Origin of the sequence: Citrobacter amalonaticus (genome assembly GCF_018252635.1) — a bacterium.
In the GTDB taxonomy this organism is placed as follows: domain Bacteria; phylum Pseudomonadota; class Gammaproteobacteria; order Enterobacterales; family Enterobacteriaceae; genus Citrobacter_A; species Citrobacter_A amalonaticus_E.
This window is the reverse complement of record NZ_JAGTXM010000001.1, coordinates 803935-825694: the sequence shown is the minus strand read 5'-3', so window position 1 is coordinate 825694 and position 21760 is coordinate 803935. Positions and strand designations below refer to the sequence as shown.

Genomic DNA, 21760 nt, shown 5'->3' with positions numbered 1-21760 from the left:
TTGTGCTATATAACATAGCAAAGGCTATATTCGATGGATAATTAACCACTTATTTACGAGGGATACTATGCCACACCTGCCCCGTCTGACATCGTCTCTGCTGGCTACTGTGCTGACTCTGTTCGCGTTGTCACCCGCGTACGCCAAGGAGAAGTTCAACGTCATCACTACTTTCACGGTCATCGCTGATATGGCGAAAAACGTGGCGGGTGATGCCGCAGAGGTCAGTTCCATCACCAAACCCGGCGCTGAAATTCATGAATATCAACCCACACCCGGCGACATAAAACGGGCGCAAGGAGCACAGCTCATTCTGTCTAACGGTCTGAATCTGGAACTGTGGTTTGCTCGTTTCTATCAGAATCTGTCCGGTGTGCCGGAGGTAACGGTCTCCGATGGCATAAAACCGATGGGTATCAGCGAAGGCCCGTACAGCGGTAAACCCAATCCTCATGCCTGGATGTCGGAAGAAAATGCCCTGATTTACGTCGACAATATCCGCAACGCGCTCATGAAATACGATCCGGTAAACGCCGCCACCTATCAGAAAAATGCGGAACGTTATAAAACGCAGATCCGTCAGACCATGCAACCTTTACGCGCGGCGCTGGCTGCCATTCCTGCCGATAAGCGCTGGCTGGTGACCAGTGAAGGAGCATTTTCTTATCTCGCCCGAGACAACGGCCTGAAAGAGCTCTACCTCTGGCCGATCAATGCCGATCAGCAGGGAACGCCAAAACAGGTCCGTAAAGTGATCGATGCGATCAGAAAACATCAGATCCCGACCGTGTTCAGCGAAAGTACGGTATCCGATAAACCGGCGCGTCAGGTCGCACGAGAAGCCGGTGCGCATTACGGCGGCGTGCTGTATGTCGATTCACTGAGTGCCGCTGATGGTCCCGTCCCCACCTGGCTCGACCTGCTACGTGTGACGACCGAAACCATCGTGAGCGGTATCAATGACGGAATGAGGAGTCAACAATGAGCCAATCTGCGATTACCGTGAATCAGGTGACGGTGACGTATCGCAATGGTCATACCGCATTGCGCGATACAAGTTTTCAGGTACCAGGCGGTTCGATTGCCGCGCTGGTGGGGGTCAACGGGTCGGGAAAATCAACGTTGTTTAAGGCACTGATGGGCTTTGTCCGCCTGGCCGCCGGCGAGATTTCTATCCTGCAACAGCCGGTGAATAACGCGCTGAAACAGAATCTGATTGCTTACGTTCCACAATCCGAAGAGGTCGACTGGTCATTCCCGGTACTGGTGGAAGACGTCGTAATGATGGGCCGCTACGGACACATGGGCTGGCTACGTCGCCCGAAGGATCAGGATCATGCCAGTGTTGACGCTGCGCTGGCGCGGGTGGATATGCTGGAATACCGCTACCGGCAGATTGGCGAGCTTTCCGGCGGGCAGAAAAAACGGGTCTTCCTCGCCAGAGCCATTGCCCAGGATGGTCAGGTCATTCTGCTTGATGAGCCTTTTACCGGTGTCGACGTTAAAACCGAAGCGCGCATTATTGCGCTGTTACGCGAGTTACGCGATGAGGGGCGTACCATGCTGGTCTCCACTCATAATCTCGGTTCAGTCACCGAGTTCTGCGATTATACGGTGATGATCAAAGGCACCGTGCTGGCGAGCGGGCCGACGGATACCACCTTTACCGCCGAAAACCTCGAGCTGGCGTTCAGCGGTGTTCTGCGCCACGTTGCGCTCAGCGGCGGCGAAGAACACATTATTACCGACGATGAACGCCCGTTTATCTCCCGACGTATAACAGGCAGCGGAGAGCCATCATGAACTGGCTGACAGAGCCTTTTGGTTATCAGTACATGCTCAATGCGATGTGGGTATCGGCGATGGTTGGCGGTCTGTGCGCCTTTCTCTCCTGCTATCTAATGCTTAAAGGCTGGTCGTTGATTGGCGATGCGCTGTCGCACTCCATCGTGCCTGGCGTTGCCGGGGCGTACATGCTCGGCTTGCCCTTCTCGCTCGGCGCCTTTCTCTCCGGCGGCCTGGCGGCAGGCAGTATGCTGTTTTTGAACCAGCGCTCGCGGCTTAAAGAAGATGCCATTATTGGCCTGATCTTCTCGTCATTCTTTGGCATCGGGCTGTTTATGGTGTCGCTCAATCCGATGTCAGTGAATATTCAAACCATCATTCTCGGCAACGTGCTGGCCATCGCGCCGGAAGATATTGTGCAACTGGCGATTATCGGCACGGTTTCTCTGCTCATCTTGCTGCTGAAGTGGAAGGATCTGATGGTCACCTTTTTCGATGAAAACCACGCCCGCTCCATTGGCCTCAATCCGGGGCGTCTGAAGCTGCTGTTTTTCACTCTGTTATCGGTGTCCACCGTGGCCGCACTGCAAACCGTGGGGGCCTTTCTGGTGATCTGCCTGGTCGTGACGCCTGGTGCCACCGCCTGGCTACTGACCGATCGCTTTCCACGTCTTCTTATGATTGCCGTTGCGATCGGCAGTATGACCAGCTTCTTCGGCGCCTGGCTCAGCTACTGGCTGGACGGTGCCACGGGCGGGATCATTGTGATACTGCAAACGTTGCTGTTTCTGCTGGCATTCGTTTTTGCCCCCAAACACGGGCTGCTGGCGAACCGCCGTCGCGCACGCAGTAAGGAGCCGTCATGTTCTTAACCACGTTACTGGAACCTTTCCAGTTCGAGTTTATGGTAAACGCGCTGACTATTTCTGCCATCGTGGCGATTCCCTGCGCGCTGCTGTCGGTATTTCTGGTCCTGAAAGGCTGGGCATTGATGGGCGACGCCATGAGCCATGCGGTCTTTCCGGGAATTGTGCTGGCGTATATCGTTGGCATCCCGCTGGCGATTGGGGCGTTTATTGCGGGCCTGTTCTGCGCCGTAGCGACCGGTTATCTCGACGATAACAGCCGTATCAAACGCGACACCCTCATGGGGATCGTCTTTTCAGGGATGTTTGGCGCCGGACTGGTGCTTTATGTCTCTATCCAGTCAGAGGTTCATCTCGATCATATTCTGTTCGGCGACATGTTAGGGATTTCGCTGAGCGATATTGGGCAAACGGCGTTCATTGCACTGGGTATTGCCCTAATCATGACATTCAAGTGGAAAGACCTGCTGCTGCACGCTTTCGATCCGCATCAGGCGAAAGCCAGCGGGCTTAATACGACCTTGCTGCATTACGGACTGCTGTGCATGATTGCGCTAACCATCGTGGCAACGCTGAAATCGGTGGGGATCATTTTATCGATCTCCTTGTTGATCGCCCCAGGCGCTATTGCCATTCTCCTCACCCGACGCTTTGCCCACGCGCTGTTACTGGCAACAACCCTGGCGGTGATCACCTCATTTATGGGCGTTTACCTGTCGTTTTTCCTCGACAGCGCTCCCGCTCCCACGATCGTCGTACTGTTCACCGTTATCTTTATCGGTGCGTTTGTTTTTGCCGCATTACGCGACCGGCGTTCTGAGTTGCGACAACAACAATCGCTGTAAAATTCTGAAACGGAAGAAGGATCGAGAAGTCGGCGATCCTGGCTTTCCCTGAAATGCGTATCTCCGCTATCATGTGTCCCTTGTGTGATAACAACGAAAACGACAAGTATCGCAACCCATTTACATTCAGGGAACTGGACACAACTCCATGAGTACAATCGATAATCTCGACGCCCACACCCCGATGATGCAGCAGTATCTCAAGCTGAAGGCACAGCACCCGGAGATCCTGCTTTTCTATCGCATGGGGGACTTTTACGAACTCTTTTACGACGATGCAAAACGGGCGTCGCAACTGCTCGATATTTCGCTGACGAAGCGCGGCGCCTCCGCAGGCGAACCCATCCCGATGGCGGGCATTCCCCATCATGCGGTTGAAAACTATCTCGCCAAACTGGTCAATCAGGGAGAATCTGTTGCTATTTGCGAACAGATTGGCGATCCAGCCACCAGCAAAGGACCGGTTGAGCGGAAAGTCATACGTATTGTTACGCCGGGCACCATCAGCGATGAGGCTCTGTTACAGGAGCGCCAGGACAACCTGCTCGCCGCCATCTGGCAGGACAGCAAAGGCTACGGTTATGCCACGCTGGACATCAGCTCCGGCCGTTTTCGTCTGAGCGAACCTGCCGATCGCGAAACGATGGCCGCCGAACTGCAGCGTACCAATCCGGCGGAACTGCTGTACGCCGAAGATTTCGCGGAGATGGCGCTGATTGAAGGTCGTCGTGGATTACGTCGTCGTCCGCTATGGGAATTTGAAATTGATACCGCACGTCAGCAGTTGAATTTACAGTTTGGTACCCGCGATCTGATTGGCTTTGGCGTTGAAAATGCGCCGCGCGGACTTTGCGCCGCTGGCTGCCTGTTGCAGTACGTCAAGGATACGCAGCGCACCTCCCTGCCGCATATTCGCTCTATCACCATGGAACGCCAGCAGGATAGCATCATTATGGATGCCGCGACGCGCCGCAACCTGGAGATTACTCAGAATCTGGCGGGCGGCGTGGAAAACACGCTGGCCTCCGTGCTCGACTGCACTGTGACGCCAATGGGCAGTCGTATGCTCAAACGCTGGCTGCACATGCCGGTACGCGACACGACAATCCTGACTGAACGCCAGCAGACAATCGGCTCGCTACAGGATGCGACCAGCGAGCTACAGCCGGTGCTGCGCCAGGTGGGCGATCTGGAACGTATTCTTGCCCGTCTGGCACTGCGTACCGCCCGTCCGCGCGATCTCGCCCGTATGCGCCACGCTTTCCAGCAGTTGCCGGAACTGCGTGCACAGCTCGAACCGGTGGACAGCGCCCCCGTACAAAGGCTGCGCGAAACAATGGGCGAATTCACTGAACTGCGGGAACTGCTGGAGCGCGCGATCGTTGACGCGCCGCCGGTACTGGTCCGCGACGGCGGCGTTATCGCACCAGGCTACAACGAAGAGCTCGATGAGTGGCGCGCGCTGGCCGACGGCGCGACCGACTATCTCGACAGGCTGGAGATCCGCGAACGTGAGCGTACCGGGCTGGACACGCTGAAAGTCGGCTTCAACGCAGTACACGGTTATTACATCCAGATTAGTCGTGGGCAGAGCCACCTCGCGCCCATCAATTATGTCCGCCGCCAGACGCTGAAAAACGCCGAACGCTACATCATCCCGGAACTGAAAGAGTACGAAGATAAAGTTCTGACGTCCAAGGGCAAAGCGCTGGCGCTGGAAAAACAGCTCTATGACGAACTGTTTGACCTGCTGCTGCCGCATCTGGCGGATCTACAGCAGAGCGCCAGTGCGCTGGCGGAACTCGATGTACTGGTGAATCTGGCCGAACGCGCGTATACGCTGAACTACACCTGTCCAACCTTCAGCGATAAGCCGGGTATTCGTATTACCGAGGGCCGCCATCCGGTGGTGGAACAGGTACTGAATGAGCCGTTTATCGCCAACCCGCTGGACCTCTCCCCACAGCGCCGAATGCTGATCATTACCGGGCCAAATATGGGCGGTAAAAGTACCTATATGCGCCAGACCGCGCTGATTGCGCTGCTGGCCTATATCGGCAGCTACGTACCGGCGCAGAAAGTGGAGATTGGCCCAATCGATCGTATCTTTACCCGCGTGGGTGCGGCGGACGATCTGGCCTCCGGGCGCTCCACCTTCATGGTAGAGATGACCGAAACCGCCAATATCCTGCATAACGCCACCGAAAACAGTCTGGTATTAATGGATGAGATTGGCCGCGGGACATCCACTTACGACGGTTTGTCGCTGGCGTGGGCGTGCGCAGAAAATCTGGCGAATAAAATCAAAGCGCTGACGCTGTTTGCTACGCACTACTTCGAGCTGACACAGTTGCCGGAGAAAATGGAAGGTGTGGCGAATGTTCATCTGGATGCGCTGGAGCACGGCGATACCATCGCCTTTATGCACAGCGTACAGGACGGAGCAGCAAGCAAGAGCTACGGCCTGGCGGTCGCGGCGCTGGCGGGCGTTCCAAAAGAGGTGATCAAACGTGCGCGGCAGAAATTGCGCGAGCTGGAGAGCATTTCGCCGAACGCGGCGGCAACACAGGTGGATGGCACGCAGATGTCGCTGCTGTCTGTCCCCGAAGAGACGTCTCCCGCCGTTGAAGCCCTGGAAAATCTCGATCCGGATTCCCTGTCGCCCCGTCAGGCGCTGGAATGGATCTATCGTCTGAAAAGTCTGGTGTAAGAAAAAGCCCGATGACGCTTTGCGTATCGGGCCTACACTCTAACGGTATTGTACTTCCCAGGCCGGATAAGGCATCAGCCGTCATCCGGCCCTTCGTTAGCGCTTATCTTCTGCCAGCAGCGGCGGAATACCTGGCACCATCGGCGCCTCATCGATATCTTTCTGCGTCATACGAAACGCCTGCGGGTAGTGTTCACGGCTCGTACGACGTAACGGTTCCGTATCACGCCAGGTGTACAGGCAATGTTGGCACTGATACACCGTCCAGATCCCTTTTACTGGCGAGACCGCCATGACGTCAATATGTTCATCAGCACAACGTGGGCAAATCATCTGAAACTCCTTATTTACGGTTGGCCAGCATGGCAGTCAGCTTTTCAGCCCAGGCTTTGGTTTCCGGAAGATCGCACACCGGCTGGCTGTAGTGACCACGGTTATCGGGTGCCACCGGCGTGGTTGCGTCGATGATCAGCTTGTCAGTGATCCCCGCCGGACTTGAGCCCGGATCCAGTTCCAGTACCGACATATTCGGTAGCTGAACCAGATCCCCCGCCGGGTTGACCTTCGACGACAGCGCCCACATCACCTGCGGCAGGTTGAACGGATCAACATCTTCATCCACCATGATCACCATCTTCACGTAGCCCAGCCCGTGTGGCGTGGTCATCGCGCGCAGCCCCACCGCCCGGGCAAAACCACCGTAGCGCTTTTTGGTCGAGATGATCGCCAGCAGTCCATGGGTATACATGGCGTTGACCGCCTGAACTTCCGGGAATTCCGCTTTCAGTTGCTGATACAGCGGCACACAGGTTGCCGGTCCCATCAGGTAGTCGATTTCCGTCCACGGCATGCCGAGATAGAGGGATTCAAAAATCGGTTTGCTGCGATACGACACTTTATCGATACGCACCACCGTCATATTGCGACCACCGGAATAGTGGCCGGTGAACTCGCCGAACGGCCCTTCGATTTCGCGTTTGCGGCTTTCAATTACCCCTTCCAGGATCACCTCCGATCCCCACGGCACATCAAACCCGGTCAACGGCGCAGTGGCGATGGGATACGGACTTTCACGCAGCGCCCCCGCCATCTCATATTCGGACTGATCGTATTTCAGCGGCGTTGCACCCATCAGGGTAATGATGGGATCGTTACCCAACGTAATGGCGATCGGTAAATCCTCACCGCGCTCTTCCGCCTTATGCAGATGCAGCGCGATATCGTGCATCGGTACCGGTTGCAGCCCCAGCTTACGCTTGCCCTTCACTTCCATCCGATAAATACCGACGTTCTGCTTGCCGAAGGTGTCCGGGTCGACGGGATCGCGGGAAACCACGCAGGCTTTATCCAGATAAAATCCGCCATCGCCGTCGTTCAGACGAAACAGCGGCAAAATATCGAACAGATTAATCTCTTCACCATCAACGCTGTTTTCCGCCCACGCCGGATTTGCCCGGCGTTGTGGGGCAACCGGAAATTTATCCCAGCGACGGATAAACTCATCAATCTGCTTTTTCACCGGCGTATTCGGCGGTAAGCCCAATGAAATGGCATGATTTTGCCAGGAGCCGATGGTATTCATCGCTACACGCGCATCGGTGAAACCACGGATATTGTCGAACCATAGCGCCGGAGCGCCGTCGCCAATACGGCCCGTCGCGTTGGCGGCCGCGGCCAGATCCGGCTCCGCGTTTACCTCTTCACTGATTTTCAGCAGTTGCCCCTGGTCGTCGAGCGCCTGCAAAAAGCTGCGCAAATCATCAAATGCCATTATTCATTCTCCTGTGAAAAATTCTGTGCCTGCGATAACCCCTGCCAGCGACGCGCGTGCGGATACTCCAGCGCAAACTGGTCCAGGATACGGGCCACAATGTGTTGCGTAATATCATCAACGGATTGTGGATGGTTATAGAAAGCGGGCATGGGCGGCACCATCGCCACACCCATGCGAGACAGAGCGAGCATGTTTTCGAGATGTACCGTGCTGAGCGGCATTTCACGTGGCACCAGCACCAGTTTGCGCCCTTCTTTCAGCACCACGTCAGCGGCACGGCCCACCAGTCCGTCGGCATAGCCAGCACGTATACCGGCCAACGTTTTCATGCTACAGGGAATAACGATCATGCCGTCGGTACGAAACGACCCAGACGAGATTGTCGCCGCCTGATCCGCCGGGCTGTGGCAAAAATCCGCCAGTTCGGCAACATCACGCGCACTGTAAGGCGTTTCCAGCTCAAGGGTGGTTTTGGCCCACTTCGACATCACCAAATGTGTTTCCACCTCCGGCATTTTCCGCAGCGCCTGCAACAGCGCTACGCCCAGCGGCGCCCCCGTTGCTCCGGTCATCCCCACAATCAGTCTCATTCATCACTCCATAATTTGTTCGTATACGAACGTTTTTATTAAATTACCCCGATGAAACAACGCCGACAAGATCATCCGTTTTTTTTCGCACGTATAGCTTAAGATTTCCTCGTTAAAAAACGCGGCGTTACCCGTTATGATAGAAGGAATGTTTTTTAGCCTGGAGTTTTCATGGAGTTACGGAATAAAGCGTTTCACCTGTTACGCCAGCTGTTCCAGCAACATACGGCGCGTTGGCAGCACGCGTTGCCGGATCTCACTAAACCACAATACGCGGTGATGCGTGCCATTGCGGAACATCCCGGCATTGAACAGGTTAACCTGATGGAAGCCGCCGTCAGTTCTAAAGCGACGCTGGCGGAAATGCTGAGCAGAATGGAAACGCGCGGACTGGTGAGGCGTGAGAACGATCCGCTGGATAAACGTCGCCGCTTCGTTTACCTGACCGCAGAGGGAGAAGCATTGCTGAAAGTAAGCATGCCGTTAGGAAACCTGGTAGATGAGGAGTTTCTGGGACGGTTAAATGACGAGGAACGTGCGCAATTCGCCCTGCTCATCAAGAAAATGATGCCTGATAAATAAACCTGAGTACGCTCCCGTTTGCCTTCGTCCGCGAAACCCTAATGTCAAAAACCCGAAAGAAAAAGGCCAGCCTCAAGAGGCTGGCCTTTCTTGTTAGAACAGTGCTTACTCGCGGAACAGCGCTTCGATATTCAGCCCCTGAGTCTGCAGAATTTCACGCAGACGGCGCAGGCCTTCAACCTGAATCTGACGAACACGTTCACGAGTCAGACCGATTTCCCGGCCTACATCTTCCAGTGTCGCCGCTTCATAACCCAGCAGACCGAAACGACGTGCCAGCACTTCACGCTGTTTGGCGTTCAGTTCGAACAGCCATTTGACGATACTCTGTTTCATATCGTCATCTTGCGTGGTGTCTTCCGGACCGTTCTCTTTCTCATCGGCCAGGATATCCAGCAACGCTTTTTCGGAATCGCCCCCCAACGGGGTGTCTACCGAGGTAATGCGCTCGTTAAGACGGAGCATACGGCTGACGTCATCAACCGGCTTATCCAGTTGCTCTGCAATTTCTTCCGCGCTGGGTTCGTGGTCCAGTTTATGGGACAACTCACGCGCGGTACGCAGATAGACGTTCAGTTCTTTAACAATGTGAATCGGCAGTCGAATGGTACGGGTTTGGTTCATAATAGCCCGTTCAATCGTCTGGCGAATCCACCAGGTTGCGTATGTTGAGAAGCGGAACCCACGTTCCGGATCAAACTTCTCGACGGCACGGATAAGCCCCAGATTGCCCTCTTCGATCAGATCCAGCAACGCCAGACCGCGATTGCCATAACGGCGGGCAATTTTCACCACCAGACGCAGGTTACTTTCAATCATCCGACGGCGAGAGGCAACATCTCCACGCAGTGCGCGACGCGCAAAATACACTTCTTCTTCGGCCGTTAACAGTGGCGAATAACCAATCTCACCAAGGTAAAGCTGAGTCGCGTCCAACACACGCTGTGTGGCCCCCTGCGATAACAGCTCTTCTTCAGCCAAATCGTTATCACTGGGTTCCTCTTCAACTAAGGCTTTTTCGTCAAAAACCTCAACTCCGTTCTCATCAAACTCCGCATCTTCATTTAAATCATGAACTTTCAGCGTATTCTGACTCATAAGGTGGCTCCTACCCGTGATCCCTTGACGGAACTAGCAAGTGTCAGCCTGGTTCCGCCGCTTTATCGCTGCGGTAAATAACGCAGCGGGTTTACGGATTTCCCCTTGTAACGAATTTCAAAATGCAAACGTGTAGAACTGGTTCCGGTGCTACCCATCGTCGCTATTTTCTGTCCTGCCTTCACTTCTTGTTGTTCCCGGACCAGCATTGTATCGTTATGAGCGTAGGCACTCAGGTAATCATCGTTGTGTTTGATGATAATAAGATTACCGTAACCGCGCAGTGCGTTACCGGCATAGACCACGCGCCCATCGGCGGTCGCGATAATAGCCTGTCCCTTACTGCCTGCAATGTCGATCCCTTTATTGCCTCCCTCGGAAGCCCCAAAGTTTTCGATCACTTTGCCGTCAGTCGGCCAGCGCCAGGCGGAGATTGGCGAACTGGTAGACGAACTGCTTGCTGTCGATTCGGTTGCGCTAACTGCTGGAGCCGTTACAGGTGCTGTGACGACTGTCCCAGCAGGCTTGTTGTTCGGCAACATTTTGTTAGCACTTTGTTCACCTGAGTCCTCAGAATACGTAATTGTCGGTTTCGACGCAACAGCGACGGCGGAATTTTGTGCAGGTTTGGTCACAACTCCTTGCTCTGCTGCGTCGGCCTGAGTAATCGCATTACCGCCGGTAATTGGCGCGCCCGATGCATTGCCCACCTGCAGCGTTTGCCCAACATTCAGGGCATACGGGGCCTGGACGTTGTTGCGTTGTGCCAGGTCGCGGAAATCGTTCCCGGTGATCCAGGCGATATAAAAAAGCGTATCGCCCTTTTTAACGGTGTAAGTACTGCCGCCGTTGTAGCTACCTTTCGGAATGTTCCCATACTGGCGATTGTAGACAATACGTCCGTTTTCCATCTGTACAGGTTGCTCGGCGACCGGTTGAACTATCGTCGGTTGCGTTGTCGGGCGTTGCACCGGTTGAATTTGCGGTGTCTGCGGAGCGGACGTCGTCGTCCCCATTTTCGGTGGCGGCGTGATCAGCATGCCAGAACTGGTATTCGTCGGCGCATTACCATTGACGGAGCTTACCGGCGCAGGCGGATTCGATGAATTTGAACAACCCGCCAACCATAGCGAAACCAGTGACAGTGCCGCAATGCGGCTAACGGTGAATTTTGGGCTTCCCGCGCTCATTTATCCCCCAGGAAAAAGTGGTTAACAACCAGTGACGTATAATCGTGCAGACAGCAAATGGACACTGGAAAATGTGACCACGATACGCTGACCCGTTCCGAAAACTCCAGGAAAATTCCAGGTATTCGGAACCGCTTCTTACGCGAGTTCCCCTTTAACTAAGGGAACAAAACGTACCGCCTCCACGGTGTCGATAATAAATTCGCCGCCCCGACGACGCACCCGTTTCAGAAACTGATGCTCGTCACCCACGGGCAAGACGAGAATGCCGCCTTCATCCAGTTGCGTCATCAACGCGGTCGGAATTTCTGGCGGAGCTGCCGTCACAATGATAGCGTCAAATGGCGCGCGTGCCTGCCAGCCTTGCCATCCATCACCGTGACGAGTTGAAACATTGTGTAAATCGAGCTGTTTCAGGCGGCGACGCGCCTGCCATTGCAAACCTTTAATACGTTCGACTGAACAAACCTGCTGTACCAGGTGCGCCAGTATCGCCGTCTGATACCCGGAACCCGTGCCAATCTCCAGCACCCGCGACTGCGGCGTCAGTTCGAGGAGTTCGGTCATTCGCGCCACCATGTATGGCTGCGAAATCGTCTGTCCCTGACCTATTGGTAACGCGATATTATCCCAGGCTTTATGTTCAAACGCTTCATCAATAAATTTCTCGCGCGGCACCGCGGCCAGGGCATTAAGCACCTGCTCATCGCGAATCCCCTGCGCGCGCAGTTGATCAAGAAGCGTCTGTACGCGTCTGCTTACCATTGCGTGCCAACTCCCACGCTATCTAACCAGTCAGAAACCACATCATGCGCGCTGTGCGCGGTTAAATCTACATGCAACGGCGTAATGGACACGTAACCTTCGTCCACTGCCGCAAAATCGGTATCAGGGCCGGCGTCGTATTTGTCACCCGGTGGGCCTATCCAGTACAGCGTGTTGCCGCGCGGATCTTCTTGTGGGATCACTTTATCTGCCGGATGACGACTGCCGCAACGCGTCACGCGGATCCCTTTGATCTGATCCAGCGGCAAATCGGGCACGTTGATATTGAGGATCCGACCGGTACGCAGCGGTTCACGGCGCAGGGCGCGTAAGATCCGACAGGTAATAGCCGCCGCGGTCTCGTAATGCTGATGACCGTCTAACGACACGGCAAGCGCCGGAAAGCCAAGATGACGCCCTTCCATTGCCGCCGCGACGGTGCCGGAATAGATAACGTCGTCTCCCAGGTTGGGGCCGGCATTAATTCCCGAGACTACGATGTCCGGACGCGGGCGCATGAGCGCATTGACGCCCAGGTACACACAGTCAGTGGGCGTACCCATCTGCACAGCGATATCGCCGTTTTCAAAGGTAAACGTCCGGAGAGAGGATTCAAGCGTCAGCGAGTTTGACGCACCGCTGCGGTTCCGATCCGGGGCGACGACCTGTACGTCAGCAAACTCCCGCAGGGCTTTCGCCAGCGTTTGTATACCGGGCGCGTGGACCCCATCATCGTTACTCAGCAATATGCGCATAATCACCCATTGTGTTGATCAGTTCCCTCACAACGCTGGTGGCGAAGCTCCCCGCCGGCAGCCAAAAACGTAACTCCACGGTGACGTCATCCCACCAGTTCCAGCGTAACTGCTGCGGATAGAGCAGCATCGCTCTTCGCGAGGCCTCGACTTTTTCGCGCAGCAGCAGCGACTGCAACGCGGTCTCCTCGGCAATCGCGGACTGTTCGAACGCCAGCGCATCCCGCTGTGTCCCCCACTCGCCGCTGCCGGGAAGCGAAGCCGTCACCATCAGTTCTTTTTCATCGACACGACGCTGTAATTCCGCCTGCTCTTCTTGCGTGGCGACAAACCAGCTTCCGCGTCCCGCTAATTGTAGCGCATCGCCGTCAACAACTTGATTAAAGTCTGTTTTTTTCAGACGCTCGCTGACTATTTGATTAAACAACGCACTACGGGCTGCCGACAACCAAAAACTGCGTTTATTGCGATCGCGAACCGGTGCGTCGCTTTCAGCCCAGCGCAGTGCGCCTTGCAGGTTACTGCCGCCAATGCCAAAACGCTGAGCGCCGAAATAGTTCGGTACGCCGCCAGTGTTTATCGCCTGCAGGCGCGATTCCACTTCATCACGATGGCTTATTTCCCGCAGCACCAGCGTGAACGCATTGCCCTTCAGCGCGCCTAAACGTAGCTTGCGTTTGTGGCGCGCATATTCCAGTACCTTGCAGCCTTCAAGCTGGAAGGCGCTCAGGTCGGGCATGTTTTTGCCCGGTACGCGCGCGCACAGCCACTGTTCCGTGACGGCATGCTTATCCTTTTGCCCGGCAAAACTCACTTCGCGGGCATGAATTTTCAGAAACTTCGCCAGCGCATCAGCCACAAAACGGGTGTTGCAGCCGTTTTTGAGAATACGCACCAGAATGTGCTCACCTTCACCATCCGGTTCGAAACCCAAATCTTCGACCACCACAAAATCTTCCGGACTGGCTTTCAGCAACCCGGAGCCTTGCGGCTTACCGTGGAGATACGTGAGATTATCAAACTCTGTCATTTCGCGGCCTTCATGAGTAATGCCACCGCTTCGCAGGCAATCCCTTCCCCACGCCCGGTAAAGCCGAGTTTTTCCGTGGTGGTGGCTTTTACGTTCACATCATCCATGTGGCAGCCGAGGTCTTCAGCAATAAACACGCGCATTTGCGGGATGTGCGGTAGCATCTTCGGCGCCTGAGCAATAATAGTCACATCGACGTTGCCCAGGGTATAACCTTTTGCCTGGATCCGACGCCACGCTTCGCGCAATAACTCGCGGCTGTCCGCGCCTTTGAATGCCGGATCCGTGTCCGGAAACAGTTTGCCAATATCTCCCAGTGCCGCCGCGCCAAGCAGCGCGTCGGTGAGCGCATGCAGTGCGACGTCTCCATCAGAATGCGCCAGCAGCCCCTTTTCATAGGGAATACGCACGCCACCAATGATAATTGGGCCTTCCCCGCCAAAGGCGTGTACGTCAAAACCGTGTCCAATTCGCATTACAAATTCTCCTGGTGGGTCGTTTGGGTCAGATAAAACTCGGCCAGCGCTAAATCTTCCGGACGGGTCACTTTGATGTTATCAGCCCGTCCTTCAACAAGCTGTGGATGGAAACCACAATATTCCAGCGCCGAGGCTTCATCGGTGATGGTTGCCCCTTCATTCAGCGCACGCGTCAGACAGTCATGCAGCAGCTCGCGAGGGAAAAATTGCGGCGTCAGCGCGTGCCATAAATCGTTACGCTCGACGGTGTGAGCGATCGCCGTTTTACCCGGTTCCGCACGTTTCATGGTATCGCGCACCGGTGCGGCAAGGATCCCGCCGGTATGGCTGGATTCACTTAGCGCAAGCAGGCGCGCTAAATCATCCTGATGCAGACAGGGGCGCGCCGCATCATGTACCAGCACCCATTCGGCGTCTTCCGCGGCCTGTAATCCTGCCAGTACGGAATCTGCACGTTCATTTCCCCCGTCCACGACGGTAATTTGCGGATGCTGTGCCAGAGGGAGTTGGGCAAAGCGGCTGTCGCCGGGGCTTATCGCGATGATCACGCGGGTCACCCGGGGATGCGCCAGCAGCGCAAAGACCGAGTGTTCGAGAATGGTTTTATTGCCGATCGAGAGATATTGCTTCGGACATTCCGTTTGCATACGGCGACCAAATCCGGCCGCCGGCACCACGGCGCAAACATCCAAAAAAGTGGCTGCCATGTGATTTCCTGGGCTGGTTTAACGAGTATTTTGCCCCGCAGTTTGCGCGCGTTTAGACGCGTCGGGCACCAGACGATAAAACGTTTCGCCCGGCTTAGTCATGCTGAGTTCGTTACGTGCACGCTCCTCGATAGCCTCCTGACCGCCATTGAGATCGTCAATTTCGGCAAAGAGCTGATCGTTACGTGCTTTAAGTTTGGCGTTCGTCGCCTGCTGCGCCGCCACGTCATCATTGACGCGACTGTAATCATGTATGCCGTTCTTACCGAACCACAGTGAATACTGTAGCCAGACCAGTAAAGCCAGCAACAGCAGCGTTAGTTTACCCATCCTGCCCCCTGAAAAACGGCATCATCCTCCCATACTTCCGCAAACGACACGACGTTTGCGGACGGGAAAGCCGCAACAACGCGGGCAAATGTACCACAATTGCCCTTTATAACGTATACCCAGAACCCTGAGAACATCATCTCATTGTTAGTTACGGTTTGAATTATGGACAGCCGTCGCGCTTTAGCCCAGCAACCACATAAACAGTGCGCCGAATAGGGCGCAAACAGTCAGCAGCGTTGCGACAATGCTGTAGCGCAATTTCCCCTTGAGCAGGGAATGCAGCGCGATACCCACAACCACCGCAACGGGCATCAGCGCCAGAAAGAAAGGCCAGGTGTAGATGAAGAAAAACAACGTGTTAGGGCCATAAACCAGAAAGGGGATCCCCAGTGCCAGCAGCCACGAGGCAAACCCTACCACTGCGCCCGGCAGCGACCAGGTGGTTTCGTCATCGGCAGCAAACGCATCTGTCGTGGTGAGAGTAATATTCTGGCTATTGCGCATATCAAATCCTGTGGCGTTGACTCACCGGGCACCAGGGCCCGGTGTCTCAGGATCTGATAATATCGTCCTGCCTCAGCAGGTCTAATAATTGGGCGACTAAATTTGTTACTAATTGTTCGCCATTCAGATGAACCTCTGGCGATTCAGGCGCTTCGTATACGGAATCAATTCCGGTGAAGTTGCGCAATTCGCCAGCACGCGCTTTTTTGTATAATCCCTTCGGATCACGGGCTTCACAGATTTCCAGCGGCGTATCCACAAACACTTCAATGAAACGTCCCTTACCGACACGTTCGCGTACCATTTGTCGCTCCGTGCGGTGCGGAGAAATAAACGCCGTCAGTACCACCAGCCCTGCATCTACCATCAGGTTTGCAACTTCACCCACGCGACGGATGTTCTCTTTGCGATCGGCATCGCTAAACCCCAGATCGCTGCACAGGCCATGGCGAACGTTATCGCCATCCAGCAAATAGGTACTGACACCCAGTTGATGTAACGCCTCTTCCAGCGCCCCGGCGACTGTTGATTTACCGGACCCAGACAGCCCGGTAAACCACAGCACAACACCACGATGACCGTGGTGTTGCTCGCGCTGTTGCGGTGTGACGGGATGGGCATGCCAGACGACGTTTTCGTCATGCAGCGCCATTATTTTCCTCCCAGCAGATCGCGAGCGCCCCAGTGCGGGAAGTGTCGACGTACCAGCGCATTCAGTTCCAGCTCAAAGGCACTGAACGCTGACGGCGCAGCGATCTCCTGCACAATCGGTTCGCGAACCATACCGGCCCCCACGGTAACGTTGCTCAGGCGATCGATAAAGATCAGCCCCCCGGTCACTGGGTTCTGCTGATAGGTATCCAGCACCAGCGGCTCATCAAAGGTCAGATTCACCAGGCCAATGCCGTTCAGCGGCAGATTATCCACTTCACGCTGCGTCAGGTTGTTGATATCCACCTGATACTGAACATGATCCACGCGAGCACGGGTCTTTTTACCGGCGATTTTAATTTCGTAACTCTGCCCCGGCGCCAGCGGCTGTTCCGCCATCCAGACCACATCTACCGTCGCGCTTTGTACCGCCGGGAGATTTTCTTCTGCCGCCAGCAGCAGATCGCCACGACTGATATCAATTTCGTCTTCCAGGACGAGGGTGATCGCTTCCCCGGCAAAGGCTTCGTCCAGATCGCCATCAAAGGTGACGATCCGCGCCACGCTGGATTCCACGCCGGACGGCAGCACCTTTACACGCTGCCCAACCCTGACGCTGCCAGAGGCCAGCGTACCGGAATATCCCCGAAAATCGAGGTTCGGGCGGTTAACATACTGTACGGGGAAACGCATCGGCTGGGTATCAACCACACGCTGAATCTCAACCGTCTCCAGCACTTCAAGCAAGGTAGGGCCGCTGTACCATGGCATGCTGACGCTCTGGGTGGCCACGTTGTCGCCCTCCAGGGCGGAGAGCGGGACAAAGCGGATATCCAGATTCCCCGGCAACTGTTCGGCAAAGGTCAGATAATCTTCCCGAATGCGCGCAAAGGTCTCTTCGCTGTAGTCGACCAGATCCATTTTGTTGATCGCCACCACCAGATGTTTTATCCCCAGCAGTGTTGAAATAAAGCTGTGACGACGGGTCTGATCCAGCACACCTTTACGGGCATCGATCAGCAGGATCGCCAGATCGCAGGTTGATGCGCCGGTCGCCATATTACGGGTGTATTGCTCATGCCCTGGGGTATCCGCAATGATAAATTTGCGTTTCTCAGTGGAGAAATAGCGATACGCCACGTCAATGGTAATCCCCTGCTCCCGCTCGGCCTGCAGGCCATCCACCAGCAGCGCCAGATCCAGTTTCTCTCCCTGCGTACCGTGACGTTTGCTGTCGTTATGCAACGATGACAGCTGATCTTCATAAATCTGGCGTGTATCGTGCAGCAGCCGGCCAATCAGAGTGCTTTTGCCGTCATCCACGCTGCCGCAGGTCAGAAAGCGCAGCAGACTTTTGTGTTGTTGGGCGACCATCCAGGCTTCGACGCCGCCTTCATTCGCGATTTGTTGTGCAAGTGTGGTGTTCATGGCGGCTCCTTAGAAATACCCCTGACGTTTCTTCAGCTCCATAGAGCCCGCCTGGTCGCGGTCAATCACGCGGCCCTGACGTTCACTGGTGGTCGAGACCAGCATCTCTTCAATGATTTCCGGCAGCGTTTGCGCGTTTGATTCCACGGCACCGGTCAGCGGCCAGCAGCCGAGGGTGCGGAAACGAACCATCCGTTTTTTGATCATTTCTCCAGGCTGCAGGTCGATGCGATCGTCATCGATCATCATCAGCATGCCGTCACGCTCCAGCACCGGGCGCTCTGCCGCCAGATACAACGGGACGATCTCAATGTTTTCCAGCCAGATGTACTGCCAGATGTCCTGTTCCGTCCAGTTAGACAGCGGGAAGACGCGGATACTTTCGCCCTTGTTAATCTGCCCGTTGTAGTTATGCCACAGCTCAGGACGCTGATTTTTAGGGTCCCAGCGATGAAAGCGGTCGCGGAAGGAGTAGATGCGCTCTTTCGCTCGCGACTTTTCTTCATCGCGACGCGCGCCGCCAAATGCGGCGTCAAAACCGTATTTGTTCAGCGCCTGCTTCAGCCCTTCCGTTTTCATAATGTCGGTGTGCTTGGCGCTGCCGTGGACAAACGGATTGATGCCCATCGCCACCCCTTCCGGGTTTTTATGTACCAGCAGCTCGCAGCCGTACGCTTTGGCAGTACGATCGCGGAATTCATACATTTCGCGAAACTTCCAGCCGGTATCGACATGCAGCAGCGGAAACGGCAGCGAGCCCGGGTAAAATGCCTTACGGGCAAGATGCAGCATGACGCTGGAATCTTTACCGATGGAGTACAGCATTACCGGGTTCGAAAATTCTGCTGCCACCTCGCGAATGATGTGGATGCTTTCGGCCTCCAGCTGTCGCAGGTGGGTGAGTCGTTTTTGGTCCATAACCGTTCCTTTACAATACCGCAAATGTCGAGCACGTCAGATAACCCGACTATAGGGAGCGCAGGAGAACGAATGAAATTACGAATTGGAATGAGTAGTTCCTCAAAGGAATAACGATCTGGCAAAGCAAATATCAAAAAGTGCTTAACCCGCCGGAATTCGGGCATTTAAGAGCAAATGAAATTGTTTTAGCGAGGTCACAGTTTCATACTAGATGGATTAAAATTTTTGCTTTGTATTCAGGGCTTCTCCCGCTGGCTATTAAGGACTCACTATGTTTTCCGCGACGCGCCGTCTCTCTGCCCTCCTGGCGTTCGGCGTATGTTTTATTGTCCCCGCTCAGGCGTCATCGCCAAAACCAGGCGAATTTGCGACAGCACAGACCCGTCATATTGCAACCGTTTTCCCCGGAAGGATGACAGGCTCTCCGGCAGAAATGTTATCTGCTGACTATTTACGCCAGCAGTTTGAGCAAATGGGCTATCGCAGTGATATCCGCACGTTCAATAGTCGCTACATTTATACCGCTAAAAATAACCGCAAAAACTGGCATAACGTGACTGGCAGTACCGTCATTGCCGCTCATGAAGGCAAAGCCCCGCAGCAGATTATTATCATGGCGCATCTGGATACCTACGCGCCGCAAAGTGACGCCGACACCGACGCGAATCTTGGCGGGCTCACTCTGCAAGGGGTGGATGATAACGCCGCCGGTCTGGGTGTGATGCTTGAACTGGCAGAACGCCTCAAAGATGTGCCGACTGAATATGGCATTCGTTTTATTGCCACCAGCGGCGAGGAAGAGGGAAAGCTGGGAGCCGAAAACTTGCTCAAGCGCATGAGCGCGGCTGAGAAGAAAAATACGCTGCTGGTGATTAATCTCGACAACCTGATCGTCGGTGACAAACTGTATTTTAATAGCGGGCAAAGCACCCCGGAAGCCGTACGTAAGTTAACCCGCGACCGGGCGCTAGCCATTGCGCACAATCATGGAATTGCCGCCACCAGCAATCCAGGCCTCAATAAGGCCTATCCCAAAGGCACCGGTTGCTGCAATGACGCCGAGGTCTTCGATAAAGCGGGAATTTCGGTGCTGTCCGTCGAAGCGACAAACTGGAGCCTTGGTAAGAAAGATGGTTATCAACAGCGCGCCAAAACCGCCTCTTTCCCGGCGGGAAATAGCTGGCACGACGTGCGTCTTGATAATCAACAGCATATCGATAAAGCCCTGCCTGGACGCATTGAACATCGCACTCGTGATGTCATGAGAATTATGTTACCACTGGTTAAAGAGTTGGCAAAGGCGAGTTAATTAATGCGAAATGCCGGATAGGGTATTCGCCCGACTCCGGCCAAAATAAACAGTTAATATTATTTTGAGCATAATAATTTTAATTATGCTCTGTATAATAATAAATTATTGAATACCCATCGATTGCTTCATTTGCGCGAGTGCATCGGCGCCTTGCTTACAGCCAACATCCTGATTTTCAGCAGGAAGATCCGCAAGCTGCTTTTTGGCCTGCTCGAGCTGCGGTTTCATGGCTTCCATCTGCTGCTTCGCCTGTTCGCTGGTTTTTGACGCCTGGACAATCAGCGCGTCAACATCGTCGAAATATTTCTGACATGTTTCTGTAATTGCGGCAAAAGAAGAGCCTGACACTAGAGCCAACGCTGAAACCAAAATAACTTTTTTCATTATCCAGATCCCTTAGTAATAAATAAACGTCACAGCTTTCAACAATAACGCCCCAAGGGTAAAACAAAGCAATTTATAAAACAGCTCGAGATAACACTTTCAGATTTTTATTTCGCATTGTTAATAGCTCAATCACATATTCGGTTATCCCCGCTGACGCGAGGAACACGCAAGCGAGCCTTAAAGTCAATAACAACACGGTTATATTAAAAGTGAGGAAGAGAGTGTGACAGTCAGAAATACATTCCACCCATAAAGAATGGAATGTATGTAATCAAGATGAGATTACCCTTCATGCAATCCGCATTCACGCTTGAGACCAAAGAAGCGGGTCTCTTCCTCCGCCATGCCGGGTTCCCATTTGCGTGTGGTGTGGGTATCACCGACCGAAAGATAACCCTGATCCCACAACGGATGGTATTTCAGCCCGTGTTTTTGCAGGTACTGATAAACCGTGCGGTTATCCCAGTCGATAATCGGCAGCACTTTAAAAACCCCACGCTGGATAGCCAGCACGGGCAGATGCGCACGACTGCCAGACTGTTCGCGTCGCAGTCCCGCAAACCAGGTTTGCGCATTCAGTTCCTGCAGTGCCCGGTTCATCGGTTCGACTTTGTTGATCGCATTGTATTTCTCAATGCCCTCAACGCCTTGCTCCCAAAGCTTACCGTAACGCGCTTCCTGCCAGGCGGCGCTCTCGGTGGCGCGATAGACTTTCAGGTTCAGCTTCAGTTTGTCCGTCAACTCATCAATAAACTGGTACGTTTCCGGGAACAGGTAGCCGGTATCGGTGAGGATCACCGGGATATCCGGGCGGATCTGATTCACCAGATGCAGGCTGACCGCCGCCTGAATCCCGAAGCTTGATGAAAGGACGTATTCGCCAGGTAAATTCTCCAGCGCCCAGGCTACGCGCCCCTCAGCGTCAAGTTTTTCCAGTTGGCTGTTGGTTTCAGCCAGTGCCATCACGCGCTCAACTTTCGGCAACGCGTTCAGAGCGTGTAGATCGAGTCTGGACATAGATTCCTCACTGTTTGACTGCCTGATGGCG

At 54.5% G+C, this 21760-nt stretch carries 25 protein-coding genes; 8 read left to right on the top strand and 17 right to left on the bottom strand.

The annotated features are described in order from the left end of the window. Nucleotides 1–67: 67 nt before the first annotated feature. The 5 genes from KE671_RS03825 to mutS all read left to right on the top strand — a co-directional run bounded on the left by KE671_RS03825 (nucleotide 68) and on the right by mutS (nucleotide 6206). Nucleotides 68–985: a metal ABC transporter substrate-binding protein gene (locus KE671_RS03825; protein ID WP_206161777.1), complete on the top strand. Its 918-nt coding sequence runs from the start codon at nucleotides 68–70 to the stop codon at nucleotides 983–985. Continuing rightward, the gene (sitB, locus tag KE671_RS03820; RefSeq protein ID WP_206161776.1) at nucleotides 982–1803 is read left to right on the top strand and encodes a manganese/iron ABC transporter ATP-binding protein; all 822 of its coding nucleotides are present in this window, start codon (nucleotides 982–984) and stop codon (nucleotides 1801–1803) included. The genes KE671_RS03825 and sitB overlap by 4 nt, the downstream gene beginning before the upstream one ends. Continuing rightward, on the top strand, nucleotides 1800–2657 hold the full coding sequence (gene sitC, locus KE671_RS03815; RefSeq protein WP_206161775.1) for a metal ABC transporter permease: 858 nt from the start codon (nucleotides 1800–1802) through the stop codon (nucleotides 2655–2657). Before sitB ends, sitC begins: the two co-directional genes overlap by 4 nt. Beyond that, complete coding sequence (gene sitD, locus KE671_RS03810) at nucleotides 2648–3496, top strand: metal ABC transporter permease (protein WP_206161774.1); 849 nt, start codon at nucleotides 2648–2650, stop codon at nucleotides 3494–3496. Before sitC ends, sitD begins: the two co-directional genes overlap by 10 nt. A gap of 148 nt (nucleotides 3497–3644) precedes the next feature. Further along, entirely contained in the window at nucleotides 3645–6206 is a 2562-nt protein-coding gene (gene mutS / locus KE671_RS03805) for a DNA mismatch repair protein MutS (RefSeq protein ID WP_206161773.1), read from the top strand. A gap of 96 nt (nucleotides 6207–6302) precedes the next feature. On the opposite strand, the gene KE671_RS03800 is transcribed toward mutS, so the two are convergent. From KE671_RS03800 to KE671_RS03790, 3 genes are read right to left on the bottom strand one after another with little or no spacing between them, the layout of a single operon-like run. Further along, the gene (locus tag KE671_RS03800) at nucleotides 6303–6539 is read right to left on the bottom strand and encodes a non-oxidative hydroxyarylic acid decarboxylases subunit D (protein WP_206161772.1); all 237 of its coding nucleotides are present in this window, start codon (nucleotides 6537–6539) and stop codon (nucleotides 6303–6305) included. A 10-nt stretch (nucleotides 6540–6549) separates the two neighbouring features. Continuing rightward, nucleotides 6550–7977, bottom strand: coding sequence for a non-oxidative hydroxyarylic acid decarboxylases subunit C (locus tag KE671_RS03795; RefSeq protein ID WP_206161771.1), 1428 nt, complete (start codon nucleotides 7975–7977; stop codon nucleotides 6550–6552). Then, nucleotides 7977–8570: a non-oxidative hydroxyarylic acid decarboxylases subunit B gene (locus KE671_RS03790; protein WP_206161770.1), complete on the bottom strand. Its 594-nt coding sequence runs from the start codon at nucleotides 8568–8570 to the stop codon at nucleotides 7977–7979. The genes KE671_RS03795 and KE671_RS03790 overlap by 1 nt, the downstream gene beginning before the upstream one ends. Before the next feature lie 171 nt (nucleotides 8571–8741). Between KE671_RS03790 and KE671_RS03785 the strand changes: the two genes are divergently transcribed. Then, a complete protein-coding gene (locus tag KE671_RS03785; RefSeq protein WP_206161769.1) occupies nucleotides 8742–9152 on the top strand; it encodes a MarR family winged helix-turn-helix transcriptional regulator in 411 nt (136 codons plus the stop codon). 105 nt (nucleotides 9153–9257) lie between these two features. Here KE671_RS03785 and rpoS read toward each other — a convergent pair whose 3' ends face one another. Then, a complete protein-coding gene (gene rpoS, locus KE671_RS03780; protein WP_000081550.1) occupies nucleotides 9258–10250 on the bottom strand; it encodes an RNA polymerase sigma factor RpoS in 993 nt (330 codons plus the stop codon). Nucleotides 10251–10312: 62 nt separating this feature from the next. Then, entirely contained in the window at nucleotides 10313–11389 is a 1077-nt protein-coding gene (nlpD, locus tag KE671_RS03775; protein ID WP_241029761.1) for a murein hydrolase activator NlpD, read from the bottom strand. Between nlpD and KE671_RS22775 the strand changes: the two genes are divergently transcribed. Continuing rightward, nucleotides 11322–11465, top strand: coding sequence for a peptidase (locus tag KE671_RS22775; protein ID WP_241029730.1), 144 nt, complete (start codon nucleotides 11322–11324; stop codon nucleotides 11463–11465). The two genes, nlpD and KE671_RS22775, sit on opposite strands and share 68 nt — an antisense overlap. A 113-nt stretch (nucleotides 11466–11578) precedes the next feature. On the opposite strand, the gene pcm is transcribed toward KE671_RS22775, so the two are convergent. From pcm to cysD, 10 genes are all read right to left on the bottom strand, one after another. Next, nucleotides 11579–12205 (bottom strand): protein-L-isoaspartate O-methyltransferase, encoded by a 627-nt coding sequence (pcm, locus tag KE671_RS03770; protein WP_061075113.1) that lies wholly within the window; start codon nucleotides 12203–12205, stop codon nucleotides 11579–11581. Continuing rightward, nucleotides 12199–12960, bottom strand: a complete 762-nt coding sequence (surE, locus tag KE671_RS03765) for a 5'/3'-nucleotidase SurE (RefSeq protein ID WP_206161767.1) — start codon at nucleotides 12958–12960, stop codon at nucleotides 12199–12201. Before surE ends, pcm begins: the two co-directional genes overlap by 7 nt. Beyond that, nucleotides 12941–13990, bottom strand: a complete 1050-nt coding sequence (truD, locus tag KE671_RS03760; RefSeq protein ID WP_206161766.1) for a tRNA pseudouridine(13) synthase TruD — start codon at nucleotides 13988–13990, stop codon at nucleotides 12941–12943. Before truD ends, surE begins: the two co-directional genes overlap by 20 nt. Continuing rightward, on the bottom strand, nucleotides 13987–14466 hold the full coding sequence (gene ispF / locus KE671_RS03755; RefSeq protein WP_001219244.1) for a 2-C-methyl-D-erythritol 2,4-cyclodiphosphate synthase: 480 nt from the start codon (nucleotides 14464–14466) through the stop codon (nucleotides 13987–13989). The genes truD and ispF overlap by 4 nt, the downstream gene beginning before the upstream one ends. Continuing rightward, the gene (gene ispD, locus KE671_RS03750; protein ID WP_206161765.1) at nucleotides 14466–15176 is read right to left on the bottom strand and encodes a 2-C-methyl-D-erythritol 4-phosphate cytidylyltransferase; all 711 of its coding nucleotides are present in this window, start codon (nucleotides 15174–15176) and stop codon (nucleotides 14466–14468) included. The genes ispF and ispD overlap by 1 nt, the downstream gene beginning before the upstream one ends. Before the next feature lie 18 nt (nucleotides 15177–15194). Next, a complete protein-coding gene (ftsB, locus tag KE671_RS03745) occupies nucleotides 15195–15506 on the bottom strand; it encodes a cell division protein FtsB (protein WP_042288707.1) in 312 nt (103 codons plus the stop codon). Between the two features lie 183 nt (nucleotides 15507–15689). Continuing rightward, entirely contained in the window at nucleotides 15690–16013 is a 324-nt protein-coding gene (locus tag KE671_RS03740) for a DUF3561 family protein (RefSeq protein WP_206161764.1), read from the bottom strand. A 46-nt stretch (nucleotides 16014–16059) separates the two neighbouring features. Beyond that, nucleotides 16060–16665: an adenylyl-sulfate kinase gene (gene cysC / locus KE671_RS03735; RefSeq protein WP_206161763.1), complete on the bottom strand. Its 606-nt coding sequence runs from the start codon at nucleotides 16663–16665 to the stop codon at nucleotides 16060–16062. Further along, nucleotides 16665–18092, bottom strand: a complete 1428-nt coding sequence (gene cysN / locus KE671_RS03730; RefSeq protein WP_206161762.1) for a sulfate adenylyltransferase subunit CysN — start codon at nucleotides 18090–18092, stop codon at nucleotides 16665–16667. The genes cysC and cysN overlap by 1 nt, the downstream gene beginning before the upstream one ends. 9 nt (nucleotides 18093–18101) lie before the next feature. Then, nucleotides 18102–19010 (bottom strand): sulfate adenylyltransferase subunit CysD, encoded by a 909-nt coding sequence (gene cysD, locus KE671_RS03725; RefSeq protein ID WP_042322572.1) that lies wholly within the window; start codon nucleotides 19008–19010, stop codon nucleotides 18102–18104. A gap of 274 nt (nucleotides 19011–19284) precedes the next feature. On the opposite strand from cysD, the gene KE671_RS03720 reads away from it, so the two are divergent. Further along, nucleotides 19285–20322, top strand: a complete 1038-nt coding sequence (locus KE671_RS03720; RefSeq protein ID WP_206161761.1) for an aminopeptidase — start codon at nucleotides 19285–19287, stop codon at nucleotides 20320–20322. Between the two features lie 105 nt (nucleotides 20323–20427). Here KE671_RS03720 and KE671_RS03715 read toward each other — a convergent pair whose 3' ends face one another. Together KE671_RS03715 and cysH are read right to left on the bottom strand one after the other, a co-directional pair. After that, nucleotides 20428–20709 carry a DUF5339 domain-containing protein gene (locus KE671_RS03715; RefSeq protein ID WP_206161760.1) on the bottom strand — a complete coding sequence of 94 codons (282 nt, stop codon included), beginning with the start codon at nucleotides 20707–20709 and terminating at the stop codon, nucleotides 20428–20430. 285 nt (nucleotides 20710–20994) lie between these two features. Further along, entirely contained in the window at nucleotides 20995–21729 is a 735-nt protein-coding gene (gene cysH / locus KE671_RS03710) for a phosphoadenosine phosphosulfate reductase (RefSeq protein ID WP_206161759.1), read from the bottom strand. Between the last annotated feature and the right edge of the window lie 31 nt (nucleotides 21730–21760).